The sequence below is a fragment of the Parvimonas sp. M20 genome, assembly GCF_035282425.1.
In the GTDB taxonomy this organism is placed as follows: domain Bacteria; phylum Bacillota; class Clostridia; order Tissierellales; family Peptoniphilaceae; genus Parvimonas.
On the sequence record NZ_JAYKBQ010000016.1, the window covers coordinates 1 to 13,494 of the forward strand.

A 13,494-nucleotide genomic window follows, 5' to 3' on the forward strand; every position below is an offset into this window, starting at 1 on the left:
ATACCTCCTTTTTGTGTTCATAAATATAATACTATTATTTATTTAATGTGTCCACTTTTATAAGTAGGGTGCAAGATATTCAAAAGACAATTTAGGGACAGTAAAAATAGAAAGAAGTCCATTGTTTGATGGAGTGGATTAGAAAAAAGAAATAAAAAATAATACCAACAGACTTGCAAATTGTGAAACTGTAAATCTGGATAAAACTTTGAATACTGCGTTTACACAAATAGATGCAATAAATAAAGTTTGTAAAAGATATGGGAAAAAGAATTTAGATAAAAATTTACTTGAACTTTGCGAGTTAAGATTAAAAAATCCAACTCTTTCTTTAAAAGAGTTAGCTGAAATCTTAAAAATAAGCAAATCAGGAGTAAATCATAGATAAAAAAATAATTGATATGGCGAATAAAATTTAATTTTATTCACTTTTTTAGTTAATATTCATAAAAATAATATATATGAAAGTAATTATTCTATTAAGTGATTCTTATGAGAATATGTATAATAATATTATTTAATTATAATCGAAGAAATATGATATAATAATTATAAGTAATTAATAATAGGAGGTAATTATGAAGCGTAATATGGATTTGTGCAGACTTTATTTAAAATTGAGGAAGAATATGTTTCTACAGCATTGTATAATTTAAAAATTACTGGATATAGTGATGAGGAAGTAGCATATCATTGCAAATTATTATTTGAGAATGAATTGATTTCAGATTATAAAGATATTTATGCCGATAATAGACTTTACTCTTTTGGAGTTGGATCTTTAACTTGGGAAGGACATGATTTTATTGATAAAATAAGAGAAGATACAGTTTGGAATAGGACAAAAGAAGTAATAAAAGAAAAAATGTTGCCAACTACTATTGATGTTATAAAGGATATATCTGGAGTTATTATTATGTCAATGATTGAACGTGCAATAAAAACAATATAGAAAAAGCGAAATATTATTAGAATTATTTTTATCTAAATTCAACACAGAACCTTTAAATAATATAAAAATAATTCTAATTGATATTAGAAATATAAATATTTTGTTAAAAATAAAAAGCTTATTAAGTTAATTTATTTAAACTTAATAAGCTTTTTTAAATTTCTGTTAAATTAAATTTTTAAAATCTTTAACTTAAAAATTATTCTGATTATTTTTTGTATAAAGTTTCAATTTAATAAATTCATTAAATAAATTGAACTGTAGTTTTACTATTTTCGTCTTTGAAATCGTCAAATGAAAAAGAATTAATATTTTCTAAATTTGTATATTTTAGATAATATTTTAAAGTTTTTGCGTTTGATACGGAATAATAAAGTGTTATATTTTGTGAGTCTTCTGAAAGATTTTCTATATCCTTTTTACTAATTGTAAATTTTTTTAAAGAATTAAATAAAATATTTTCGTTGCTTTCTGAAAATTCATTTGTTTTTAAATTTTCTAGCTCTATGTATGCTCTTATAAATCTTTTTGTAGGGGTATAAATATTTCCTTTTAATTCTCTTTTTTCTAAATATTTTTCTAAATTTCTTATATGTTTTGTAAAACTTGGACTGTTAGTCATTACATTATATTTATTTTCATAAACTTTTAAATTTCCGTCTTCAATTTCAAGAATTAAACTTTTATTATTCTTGTCTGTAAACATATAGTGATAATGTCTTGAATAGTTTTTTTCATCAACAAGGGATTTTTCTACAATATATATTTTTGGAGCAAGATTTTTTATATCTTCAAGCGATTCGCAATTCGTCAAAAATACATTTAAAATCTTTGTAGATGTTAAATTTATTTTGGATTCCACCGGTTCTTTTTTGAAATGTATAGCATTTCTAAAAGAATTGGTACATCCTAATAGTCCTTTTTCGTTTATTCCATCGATTAAATGGTCATAATCTTTAAAAGTTGCTCCCATTATTTTGTATTTTGTATATAATTTATTTCCAAATACATCTTCTTCATAGTTAAAATCTTTTGGGAAATACTTAAATTCATATCTATGATAAAATCTTAAATCCATAGTTCTTCCAAGCAGTGTTTCTCCATTTCTAAAAATAGAAAAAGTTGTACACATAAAATCACCTCTTAAAGTATTATAACAAAAAAACTTTATAAATCCAAATAAATTTGCCTTTTTTCCTAATTTAGATTAAAATATATGTAGGTATTTTATGAGGTGGTATGTTGAAAGAAATTAGACTTTTTTGGAAGATTTTAAAGAACAATAGACTGACTTATTTTCTTTCTATGATTTCTACAATTTTTATACAAATTTTTTCCGGACTTACACCTATTGTAATTATGATTACAGTAGATTCAATAATTGGGAATAAGGAGTATAAATACGATATTTTAGAGAAAGCTGTAAATCTTATAGGTGGTAGAGATTTTCTTAGAGAAAATATATACATATTAGCTTTTGTAATTGTTATTTTAACAGGTATTAGTTGTATTTTTATCTTTTTAAGAAATTATTATTCTAATGTTGCCTGTGAAAATTTGATATATAATTTAAAAGAAAAGATGTATCATAAATTTTTAAATTTAGATATGAGATGCTTGAATGATTATTCTACAGGAGATTTAATCCAAAGAAGTTCTTCGGATATTGAGACTGTAAGAAAACTCTTTTCAGCACAACTAGTGAATGCTTTTGGTTCCATTGCAACAATAGCTTTGGTTATAGTTGTTATGTCCTTAATAAATTTAAAGCTTGCTACAATAAGCATAGTTCTGTGTATTGTAATTGCCATTTTGTCATCTGTTTTTTATAAGAAAATAGGTAAAATTTTTAAAAAGACTGATGAAGCAGAAAGCGAACTTATGGTATTTATAAAAGAAGCTCTTTTTAATATAAGGGTTATAAAGGCTTTTAATAGAGAAGATTATATTTTAAAACTTTTTAGAGAAAAAAATGAAGAATTTAATATAACTCAAAATAATTTTATGAAGACTTTTGCGAGATTTAGAGCTGTCAATGACTTTTTAACTTTCCTACAACTTGCAATTATTTTAGTAGTTGGAGGATATGAAACTATTACAGGACGAATGAATTTCGGAGATTTAATTGCTTTTGTTATCTATATTAATATGATTATTTGGCCAATTAGACAAATGGGACAATTACTTAGTGATATGGCAAGGGCAAGTGTTTCAATATCAAGAATTTATGAAGTCTTAGATTTGCCAGAAGAAGATTATGATTATGGAATAAGAGATGTTTCTTTTTCTGAAAAGATTGAATTTAAAAATGTCAGTTTAAAAATAAATGATAATACTGTTTTGGATAATATTAGTTTTGTTCTAAATTCAGGAGAAAGTCTAGGAATTATAGGTTCTACTGGAAGCGGTAAAAGCATGATAGTCTATCTATTACTTGGATTTTTTGAAGCAACAAGTGGAGAAATTTTAATTGACGATATTAATATAAAAGAGATAAATAAAAGATATATTAGAGAAAAGATTTCTGCAATTATGCAAGATAGTGAACTCTTTAATATGTCAATTTTTGAGAATGTAAAAATTGTAAATAATGATATTGATGAAAATAGTGTTTTTGATGTTACTAAAATTTCATCAATTCATAGTGAAATTATGAATTTTTCTTCTAAGTATGAAACAATAGTAGTTGATAATGGTGTAAATCTTTCAGGAGGGCAAAAACAAAGAATTTCTATTGCTAGAAGTTTGTTAAAACCTTTTGAAGTATTGATTTTGGATGACAGCTTAAGTGCTGTTGATATGAATACGGATTTAAAGATAAATAATGCACTAAAATCTATGGATAGAAAATTTACTTCTATTCTAATTTCTCATAGAATTTCAACTATAACTAATTGTGATAATATAATTGTGATGGACGGTGGAAGAATAGTTGAAAGTGGAAAACATAATGAATTGATTAAGAAAAATGGAATGTATAGTAAAATTAACGAAATTCAAAGTAAGGAATATGATGTAAGCAATGAATAAAAAGAAAGTTGTAAACATAAATGTTTTTAGAGATTTAATAAAATTTTATAAAATTGAATACAAAAAACTTTATATGCTAATGTTTGTAGTTTTGATTTCTGGAATTTTACAAGCTGTTGTCCCTTTATCTATAAAATTATTAACTGATGATTTTATAACAAAGCAAAATTTAAAAGGTTTCATTTTTGCAGGCATTGGATTTTTCACGCTTGTTATAATATCAACTCTTGCAATTTACAGTTTCTATGTTTTTGGTGGAAAGCTTGAATATCAAGTTTCAAAAGAAATAAGAAAATCTGTTTTTGAAAAAATTGAGAAATTCTCTTTGACAAATATGAAAAAGTATGAAACTGGAGAGTTGATTTCCAGACTGACTTCTGATGTTCAAAAACTTAGTGAAGTTTTTAGCTGGGGAGTCATAGATGCTTGTCATAGTATAATCGTCTTGTTAATTTCTATTTTTGTTATGCTTTATTTAAGTTACACATTGACTTTGATGTTGTTTTTGATTTTACCTGCAATTTACATTGTAACTTTAATTTTTCAAAAAAATATTTTGAAATTTCAAAGAAAGGTAAGAGATTATAACTCTAAAATTATAAGAAGTTATACGGAGTCATTAAGTTATATAAAGACAATTAAAGCACTTGGAATTGAAGAAAAAAAGAAAAAAGAATTTAAAGTTTTTAATGAAAGATATAGGAAATACAATTTAAGATCAATACTTATTTCAGCTATTTTTGTGCCTGCAGTTATGTTTGTTGCAAGTATTGGTGTCGGTTTTGCTTTTAATTTTTCATCAATTTCAGTTATGAAAAATGTTATGACCTATGGAGCCTTTTTGAGTTTTTTAACTTATAGTTTTCAAATTTTTGAACCATTTAAAATGCTTGCTCAAATTTTTACTGATTTAAAATCTGCACAAGCATCTGCAGAGAGAGTTTTTCAAATTTTATATGAAGAAGATGAAATTCTTGAAGAAAGAGATAATAACTTGAATTTTGAAGGAAATATAAAATTTGAAAATGTAAGTTTTCATTATTTTGATGATGATAAATTAATTTTAAAAGATTTTAATTTTGAAATAAAAAAAGGAGAAAGTGTTGCTTTTATTGGTAGTACTGGAAGTGGAAAATCTACAATAGTTAATTTGATTTGTAAATTTTACAATCCTACTTCTGGAAATATTTATCTTGATGGAATAAATTACAAAAATATTGATAAAACTAATTTATATAATAATTTAGGATATGTATTACAACAACCACAACTTTTCTCTATTTCTATTAAAGAAAATATAAAATTTGGGAATGAAAATGCAACTGATGAAGAAATTTTAGAAGTTTGTAGTTTGTTGGGGATAGATGATTTTGTTTTTAAACTACCTGATGGAGTAGATACAGTCATCGGAGAAAATGGGTATAACATATCAAACGGTCAAAAACAATTAATTTCTTTTGCAAGAGCTTTGATAAAAAATCCAAAATTATTAATATTGGATGAAGCGACTTCTTCAATAGATACTGAAACTGAAAAAATCATTCAAAATAAGATGAAGGATATTTTAGAAGGAAAGACATCTATTATTGTTGCACATAGATTATCAACGATTAAGCATTGTGACAAAATTGTTTTAATTGAAAATGGAAATATTCTTGAACAAGGAACACATTTTGAATTGTTAGCTAAAAAAGGAATTTACTATAAAATGTATATTTCTGAAGAATTAAAAATATAGGGGGAAATTATGAGTAATTGTAGTTCAGGTGGTTGCTCTGGATGTGCTAGTGCATCTAGCTGTGGAGTATCAGAAGAGTTTGAAAGTCTATTGGTTGAACAAAATCAATTTAGTGATATAAAAAAAGTTATTGGTGTTATAAGTGGTAAAGGTGGAGTTGGGAAATCTTTAGTAACTTCTATGCTTGCTACGGGAATGATGAAAAGAGGAAAGGAAATAGGTATTTTAGATGCTGATATTACAGGACCTTCTATTCCTAAGTCCTTTGGAATTGATAGAAAAGCTCAAATCGATGAAAGAGGAATTATTCCTTGTAGAACTGAAAATGGAATTAAAATAATGAGTATAAATTTATTGCTCGAAAAAGAAACTGATCCGGTTATTTGGAGAGGTCCAGTTATAGGTGGAGTAATAAAACAATTTTGGACAGATGTGGTATGGGAAAATGTGGATTATATGTTTGTTGATATGCCACCGGGAACAGGCGATGTTCCTCTAACAGTTTTCCAATCATTACCTGTAGATGGAATTATAATTGTAACATCTCCTCAAGATTTGGTTTCTATGATTGTTGAAAAAGCAGTTAAGATGGCAAGAATGATGAATATTCCAATTATTGGAATAGTTGAAAATATGAGTTATTTTAAATGTCCTTGCTGTAATGAAGAAGTAAATATATTTGGCGAAAGTGATTTACCTTACATATCAAGAAAATTTGGACTTACAAATGTTGCAAAAATTCCTCTTGATAAAAAAATACCTGAAATGGTGGATGAAGGTGAAGCAGAAAAATTAGATACTGATTGTTTAACAGATATACTAGATGCAATAGAAAAATTATAGAGAGAACGCGTTAAAAACAAACGCGTTTTTTATGTAGTAAATAAGACTTTTTATAGATTTAAATGGTTCGCGATTTGTAAAATTGAAATTAAGCTATTTTTGTTGTATAATTATTGTAAAATATGGATTAAATAAGAGGTTTTTATGGAGCATTTTAAATTGAATTTGGAAAGTAATTTTAAATTTGATGACATTGTTATAGCTCTAGGAAATTTTGACGGCTTTCATAAAGGCCATCAAAAATTGATTTCTGAATTAAATAATGTAAAATTAAAAAAAGGTTATAAGAGTGCAGTTTTTCTTTTTGAAAATCATACTAAGGATTTAATTTTTCATCAAAATACAAGTAGGATGATGTCTTTTGCGGATAAATTAATAAAACTTGAGGATTTTAAAATAGATTATGTTTTTAGTATTGAATTTTCTGAAAAAATTAAAAATTTTTCTCCAAAAGAATTTTTAGATTTTTTAACTATTAATCTAAATATAAAACATATTGTGGTTGGAAAAGATTATAGATTTTCAAAAAATCGTGAAGGGAATACAGATTTTATAAAGTCATATATGAAAGAAAATGGTTTCTCTTGTACCATTGTTGATAAATTAAGCTATAATAATATTGAAATTAGTAGTACTAAAATTATCGAATACATAAAATCAGGAAAAATTGAATTGGCAAATGATTTGTTGGGAGATGATTTTTCAATTAAGGGAAAAGTAATTCATGGTTTTCAAAGAGGTAGAAATCTCGGTTATCCTACGGCAAACTTGGAGATTTCTTTTAATTATGTTATGGTAAAAGAGGGAGTTTATTTTACAAAAACCATAGTATATGGTAGAGAATATTTCAGTTTTTCAAGTGTTGGGCATAATCCAACTTTTGATAATAAAAAATCCACGATAGAATCTCATATATTTGATTTTCACGAAGATATTTATGGAAAAGATATTGAACTTTGCTTTTTGGAAAGGCTTAGGGATAACATAAAATTTAATTCTGTTGAGGAACTTATAGAACAGTTAAAAAAAGATGAAATTAGATGTAGAGAATTAATAAAAAATATAAAATAGGAGATAAAGATGAAACAAATTTTAGTTACCGGAGGAGCAGGATATATTGGCTCTCATACTTGTATAGAACTTTTAAATGAAGGATATGATGTAGTAATAATTGATAATTTTTACAACTCTAGTGAAAAAGTTTTAAAAATAATTGAAGAGCTTAGTGGTAAAAAATTCAAATTTTACAAAGGCGATGTTAGAGATAAAGAAATACTTAGGAAGATTTTTTCAGAAAATGATATTTATGGTGTAATCCATTTTGCAGGGCTTAAAGCTGTTGGCGAATCAGTTGAAAAACCTATAGAATATTATGATAATAATATTAACGGAAGCATAAAACTTATAGAAGTTATGAGAGAATTTAATGTAAAAAATTTAATTTTCAGCTCTTCTGCTACTGTTTATGGAAAGCCGAAGTCAGTTCCTATAAAAGAAGATTTTTCACTTTCTGTAACAAATCCTTATGGAAGAACCAAATTGTTTTTAGAAGAAATTTTTACAGATTTATATATTTCCGATAATGAGTGGAATATTGTTCTTCTTAGATATTTTAACCCGATTGGAGCTCATAAGAGTGGTAGAATAGGTGAAAACCCTAATGGAATTCCTAATAATTTAATACCATATATAACTCAAGTTGCAGTTGGTAAATTGGACTATGTTAGAGTTTTTGGAGATGACTATGAAACAAAAGACGGAACAGGTGTAAGAGATTATATTCATGTTTTGGATTTAGCTTTAGGTCATATAAAGGCAATTAAAAAATTTGAAGACAGTAAAGCTGTTAGAATTTATAATCTTGGAACAGGTGAAGGTTATAGTGTTTTTGATATGATTAAAAATTTTGAAGAAGTTACAGGTAAAAAGATAAAATATGTAGTTACTCCAAGAAGAAGTGGAGATATTGCAGAATGTTATGCTGATTCTACTAAGGCAAAGGAAGAACTTGGTTGGAAAGCTAAATATGGAATAAGAGAAATGTGTGAAGACAGTTGGAGATGGCAATTAAATAATCCAAATGGATATGAGGATTAAAGAGGTTTAAAAAATGGACACGAAGAGTATTTACTACGAAAATAATATAGTTAAGGCAATATTACATTTTGCAATACCGGGAATTTTAAGTATTCTTATTGCGGAATTATATAATATGGTTGATACATTTTTCGTTGGTAGATATGTAGGAGCCGATTCAATCGGAGCTTTAAGTGTAGTTTTTCCTCTACAAAGACTTGTTATTGCAATTTCTGTTTGTCTTGGAATCGGAGTTTCAAATTTAATTTCCAGAAGACTTGGGGAAAAAAGAAATAAAGATATAACAAAATATACAACAGCTGTAAATGGACTAACTTTACTTATAATATTTGCAGTTACAATTATATCAATTCTGTTTGTTGAGGATATTTGTATGTTTTTAGGAGCTAGAAATGATATACTTATATATTCTATAAAATATTTACGGATAGTTATGTTTGGTAGCATATTTTTAGCTTTTACAACGGTTTTTGGTTATATGAACATAGCTTATGGAAATATGAAAGTCATGTTAATTGCTTCAAGTATCGGAGCCTTAATAAATATAATTGTCGATTATATTTTGATTAAAAACTTTAATATGGCTGTTGAAGGAGCTGCGATTGCCACTATTTCAAGTCAATTTATATCTTTTTTATTTTCACTTGTTTTTGTAAAAAAATTACAGAAAGAAAATAATTTTTCTTTAATTCCAAGACTTGACTCGAAAATTTCATTTAATATTTTAGCAATAGGTTTTTCTTCATTCATAATAGAATTTTCAGATGCTATTTTAATTAGTGTCCTTAATCATTTACTTTTACCCATTGGTGGTAATGATGCAATTATTTTGGTAGGAGTAATTACAAAGGTTTCTATGTTTATGTTTGTTGCAATGATAGGGGTAAGCAGTTCAATTCAACCACTCATCTCTTATAATTATGGAGCAAAAAATTTTGTTAAAATCAAGAAAATTTTAAAAACAGGATTTGTTTTTGTGTTTTCACTATCTACTCTTATATGGATATTTATGAATTATAAGGTTAAACTTATTATAGGTCTGTTTTTAAAAGACGAAAGACTTTTACAAATGGCGACAAATAGTTTTAAATATGTGATTTTAGTTTTTCCAATTTTAAGTTTTTATTACATTTGTATATACTTTTTTCAATCAGTCGGCAAGGAAAAATACAATTTTTTCTTATCAATTTATAGAGAAACACTTCTATATATTCCGATAGTTATAATTATGGTAGGAAGATTTGGTGTTTTAGGAGCATGGATTAGTTATCCGATAGTTGACTTTATTTCTGCTGTAACAGGATTTATCCTGCTTTTAAAAACTGTTAAAAAGATTAGTACTTTTTAGGAGGTTATTATGAATTTAGGTAAAATTAGAAAAGATTTAGAAATTTGTATGGATGAACTTATCGAAAAAGCTAAATTTGAAGAAGGAGACATTTTTGTTTTAGGTTGTAGCACAAGTGAGGTAAAAGGAAAACATATAGGAAAAGATACTGATATTGAAGTAGGAGAGCTAATTGTTGAAACTATAAAAGAAAAGTTAGATAAAATTAAAGTAAATTTTGCTGTTCAATGTTGTGAACATTTGAATAGAGCTTTGGTTATAGAAAAGGAAGTTGCAGTAAAAAATAATTTTGAGATAGTAAATGTAGTACCACAAAAAAATGCGGGTGGTGGAGTTGCTACTTCTGCATATAAATTATTTAAAAATCCTGTAGTTGTTGAAAAAATAGTTGCAAAAGCAGGGCTTGACATTGGGGATACATCTATCGGAATGCATGTTAAATTTGTTCAGGTACCGGTAAGATTATCAATAAAAGAAATAGGAAATGCGCATTTAACTGCATTAACTTCAAGACCGAAATTGATTGGAGGAAGTAGGGCAGTTTATCAATAGTTAATTGGAGAATATATGTTTGAATTTTTAAAAGATATAAAAGAATTGGAAGACGTAGAGAGTGTTAAAAAGATAAATAAGGGATATTCTAAAGATGAAAAGTTTAAGATAAAATTGAAAAATAAAGATGAGTATTTGCTTTTAAGATTATCTGATATTTCCCTTTATGAACAAAAAAAGGAAGAATATGAAGTTATTTCAAAATTTTCTAAACTAGGCTTTGAAATGTCAAAGCCTATTAGTTTTGGAATATGTAATGATGAAAAGAATGTGTATATACTCTTATCTTGGATTGACGGAGTTGATTTAAGTGATGCACTTCCAAAACTTTCAAAAGAAGAACAATATTTACTTGGAAGAAAAGCAGGGAAAATTCTAAAAGCTATTCATAGTCTAAAAGTTGAGTACAAAAATTTTGAAGACAAGCTTAAAATAAAATTGTTGGATAAAATAGAAAAATATGAATCATCTGATGTGAGAGTTGAAAATGACGATAATTTTATTGAATATGTTAAAAGGAATGTAGATAAAGTTTGTAGAAATTATTCTTATTTGCATGGAGACTTTCATCCTTCAAATTTAATTCTAATGAAAAATAATGAGATAGGAGTTATAGATTTTAATCGTTGGGAAATATCTAATTCTTATGAGGAATTTTATAAATTGGAAAGTTTCGGGATAGAGTTTAGTATTCCATACTGTGTCGGACAGATTGACTCATATTTTGAAGATGATGTTCCGAATGAATTTTGGGAAATTCAAGCAATTTATGTTGCTTGTTATACCTTGTATTCAATTAAATGGGCTGAAAAATTTGGAGAAAAAGAAATTCTTGGAATGAAAAGAAGATTTTATAAGACTTTTGAAAATTATGAAAATTTTAAAACAATTATACCTAAATGGTATGCTGATTATCACAACAACAAAGGCTATTCGCTTTAAAACGAATAGCCTTTTTCTATATTATTGTGAAACTCCAAGGTTCCTATTTAGAATAGTTTGGAGCTTCTTTAATTATTTGAACATCATGTGGGTGAGATTCAATAAGTCCTGCACCCGTCATTCTAACAAATTGTGCAGTATCTCTTAAAGTTTCTAAGTCTTTTGCACCTGTATATCCCATACCGGCTCTAATTCCACCAACGATTTGGTAAATTGCATCTGATAAAGTTCCCTTATAAGGAATTCTTCCTTCAATGCCCTCTGGAACAAGTTTTTTACCTTCTTCTTGGAAGTATCTATCTTTTGAACCTTTTTCCATTGCTGCAAGAGAACCCATACCTCTGTATGTTTTAAACCTTCTTCCTTGGTAAATTTCAAATTCTCCTGGAGATTCATCAGTACCTGCAAGCATTGAACCTAACATTACAACGTTTCCACCTGCAGCAAGGGCTTTAACAACATCTCCTGAATATTTTAATCCACCGTCTGCAATAATTGTTTTTCCCATTTCTCTTGCAACAGTAGCACAATCATAAACTGCAGTAATTTGTGGAACCCCTACACCTGCAACAACTCTTGTTGTACAGATTGATCCAGGACCTACACCAACTTTAACAACATCTGCACCTGCTTCAAAAAGCGTTCTAGTTGCTTCTGCAGTTACAACATTTCCTGCTATAATATCAAGATTTGGATATTTTGCTCTAATTTCTTTAACTTTTTTTACAACTCCCATAGAATGACCATGAGCAGTATCTATAACTAAAGCATCAACACCTGCATTTACAAGAGCTTCTACTCTTTCAAAAGTATCTGCACCCGTTCCCACTGAAGCTGCAACAAGAAGTCTTCCTTGATCATCCTTTGCTGAATTTGGATATTTAACAACTTTTTCTATATCCTTAATAGTTATTAAGCCTGTTAAAATTCCTTTTTCATTTACAAGAGGTAATTTTTCTATTTTATGATTTCTTAAAATTTTCGTAGCATCATCTAAAGTAGTATGAGAAGGAGCTGTCACTAAATTTTCTTTTGTCATCACAGAATCAATTTTAACTGAATAATCTTCTAAAAACCTTAAATCTCTATTAGTCAAAATTCCAACTAATTTTTTTTCCTCCATTGAATTTACAATAGGAACACCGGAAATTCTATATTTTCTCATCAAATCTTCAGCTTCTTGAACTTTATGTTCCGGAGTTAAGAAAAACGGGTCATTTATAACTCCACTTTCTGAACGTTTAACTTTTCTAACTTCTTCAGCTTGAAGTTCAATCGGCATATTTTTATGTATTACGCCAAGTCCACCTTCTCTTGCCATTGCAATAGCCATCTTATGTTCTGTTACAGTATCCATTGCAGCTGAAATAATAGGAATATTTAGTTTGATTTTCTTTGTAAGCTGTGATGTTAAATTTACATCCTTTGGTAGAACTTCACTCTTTGCCGGAATTAAAAGTACATCATCAAATGTTAAGCCTTCTTTTTGGAATTTTGTTTCCCACATAATATTTTCTCCTCCTAAATTAAATTATTTACTTTAAACATATTTTTAAAAAAACTTAATTATTATCACAATAAAGTTTATCAAAAAATATATTAACATATATTATACAACAATTTCTAAAAAAATCAATTAAAAATATTAAAAAATAAAAGATTTCACAAAAACTTTTTTAAAAATATTCCTGTGCTTTAAAAATGTAAAAATATATAGCTCAAATTCATGTTAAAAATTCATACTATTTTTTTCTCTGCTATGCTTCATTTGATGTGAAATATAGTGAAAAAATACTTTTAAATATAAAAATTTAATAAATTTTGAAATTTTTTCGAATAAATTTCAAAAAAAAGCTAAAAAATTAATAAAAGGTATTGAAATTTTTTTAAAACTACACTATAATTTAAGTATACTATAATATTATAGTATATATCCAATGGAACAGTACATAATTGGATGTGTTGTTATAGTAAAAATTTTAGGAGGTATAT

General features: G+C 26.7%; 12 protein-coding genes. 10 read left to right on the forward strand and 2 right to left on the reverse strand.

The window, feature by feature from the left end; genetic code table 11:
* Window positions 1-151 precede the first annotated feature (151 nt).
* Together whiA and VJI93_RS06760 are read left to right on the forward strand one after the other, a co-directional pair.
* On the forward strand, window positions 152-388 hold the full coding sequence (gene whiA / locus VJI93_RS06755) for a DNA-binding protein WhiA (RefSeq protein ID WP_324000183.1): 237 nt from the start codon (window positions 152-154) through the stop codon (window positions 386-388).
* A gap of 210 nt (window positions 389-598) precedes the next feature.
* The gene (locus VJI93_RS06760) at window positions 599-952 is read left to right on the forward strand and encodes a DUF2513 domain-containing protein (RefSeq protein ID WP_324000182.1); all 354 of its coding nucleotides are present in this window, start codon (window positions 599-601) and stop codon (window positions 950-952) included.
* A 244-nt stretch (window positions 953-1,196) separates the two neighbouring features.
* Here the strand turns inward: VJI93_RS06760 and VJI93_RS06765 are convergent, their stop codons facing one another.
* Entirely contained in the window at window positions 1,197-2,084 is an 888-nt protein-coding gene (locus VJI93_RS06765) for a linear amide C-N hydrolase (protein WP_324000181.1), read from the reverse strand.
* Between the two features lie 107 nt (window positions 2,085-2,191).
* Between VJI93_RS06765 and VJI93_RS06770 the strand changes: the two genes are divergently transcribed.
* The 8 genes from VJI93_RS06770 (at window position 2,192) to VJI93_RS06805 (ending at window position 11,502) form a co-directional block, all read left to right on the forward strand.
* On the forward strand, window positions 2,192-3,982 hold the full coding sequence (locus tag VJI93_RS06770) for an ABC transporter ATP-binding protein (RefSeq protein ID WP_324000180.1): 1,791 nt from the start codon (window positions 2,192-2,194) through the stop codon (window positions 3,980-3,982).
* On the forward strand, window positions 3,975-5,720 hold the full coding sequence (locus VJI93_RS06775) for an ABC transporter ATP-binding protein (RefSeq protein WP_324000179.1): 1,746 nt from the start codon (window positions 3,975-3,977) through the stop codon (window positions 5,718-5,720). Before VJI93_RS06770 ends, VJI93_RS06775 begins: the two co-directional genes overlap by 8 nt.
* Window positions 5,721-5,726: 6 nt before the next feature.
* Window positions 5,727-6,563, forward strand: coding sequence for a P-loop NTPase (locus tag VJI93_RS06780; protein ID WP_442953995.1), 837 nt, complete (start codon window positions 5,727-5,729; stop codon window positions 6,561-6,563).
* Window positions 6,564-6,707: 144 nt separating this feature from the next.
* On the forward strand, window positions 6,708-7,634 hold the full coding sequence (locus VJI93_RS06785) for a bifunctional riboflavin kinase/FAD synthetase (protein ID WP_324000177.1): 927 nt from the start codon (window positions 6,708-6,710) through the stop codon (window positions 7,632-7,634).
* Window positions 7,635-7,643: 9 nt separating this feature from the next.
* Window positions 7,644-8,660, forward strand: a complete 1,017-nt coding sequence (gene galE / locus VJI93_RS06790) for a UDP-glucose 4-epimerase GalE (protein ID WP_324000176.1) — start codon at window positions 7,644-7,646, stop codon at window positions 8,658-8,660.
* A gap of 13 nt (window positions 8,661-8,673) precedes the next feature.
* Window positions 8,674-10,008 (forward strand): MATE family efflux transporter, encoded by a 1,335-nt coding sequence (locus VJI93_RS06795; RefSeq protein ID WP_324000175.1) that lies wholly within the window; start codon window positions 8,674-8,676, stop codon window positions 10,006-10,008.
* 9 nt (window positions 10,009-10,017) lie between these two features.
* Entirely contained in the window at window positions 10,018-10,560 is a 543-nt protein-coding gene (locus VJI93_RS06800) for a TIGR01440 family protein (protein WP_324000174.1), read from the forward strand.
* 15 nt (window positions 10,561-10,575) lie between these two features.
* Complete coding sequence (locus VJI93_RS06805; RefSeq protein WP_324000173.1) at window positions 10,576-11,502, forward strand: aminoglycoside phosphotransferase family protein; 927 nt, start codon at window positions 10,576-10,578, stop codon at window positions 11,500-11,502.
* 43 nt (window positions 11,503-11,545) lie between these two features.
* Here VJI93_RS06805 and guaB read toward each other — a convergent pair whose 3' ends face one another.
* Window positions 11,546-13,009, reverse strand: coding sequence for an IMP dehydrogenase (gene guaB, locus VJI93_RS06810; RefSeq protein ID WP_324000172.1), 1,464 nt, complete (start codon window positions 13,007-13,009; stop codon window positions 11,546-11,548).
* Window positions 13,010-13,494: the final 485 nt, after the last annotated feature.

Bases quoted from the DNA above. Each gene is read 5' to 3' on its own strand.
- VJI93_RS06765 (WP_324000181.1), bottom strand. From the start codon at position 2,084: ATGTGTACAACTTTTTCTATTTTTAGAAATGGAGAAACACTGCTTGGA.
- VJI93_RS06770 (WP_324000180.1), top strand. From the start codon at position 2,192: ATGTTGAAAGAAATTAGACTTTTTTGGAAGATTTTAAAGAACAATAGA.
- VJI93_RS06775 (WP_324000179.1), top strand. From the start codon at position 3,975: ATGAATAAAAAGAAAGTTGTAAACATAAATGTTTTTAGAGATTTAATA.
- VJI93_RS06785 (WP_324000177.1), top strand. From the start codon at position 6,708: ATGGAGCATTTTAAATTGAATTTGGAAAGTAATTTTAAATTTGATGAC.
- galE (WP_324000176.1), top strand. From the start codon at position 7,644: ATGAAACAAATTTTAGTTACCGGAGGAGCAGGATATATTGGCTCTCAT.
- VJI93_RS06795 (WP_324000175.1), top strand. From the start codon at position 8,674: ATGGACACGAAGAGTATTTACTACGAAAATAATATAGTTAAGGCAATA.
- VJI93_RS06800 (WP_324000174.1), top strand. From the start codon at position 10,018: ATGAATTTAGGTAAAATTAGAAAAGATTTAGAAATTTGTATGGATGAA.
- VJI93_RS06805 (WP_324000173.1), top strand. From the start codon at position 10,576: ATGTTTGAATTTTTAAAAGATATAAAAGAATTGGAAGACGTAGAGAGT.
- guaB (WP_324000172.1), bottom strand. From the start codon at position 13,009: ATGTGGGAAACAAAATTCCAAAAAGAAGGCTTAACATTTGATGATGTA.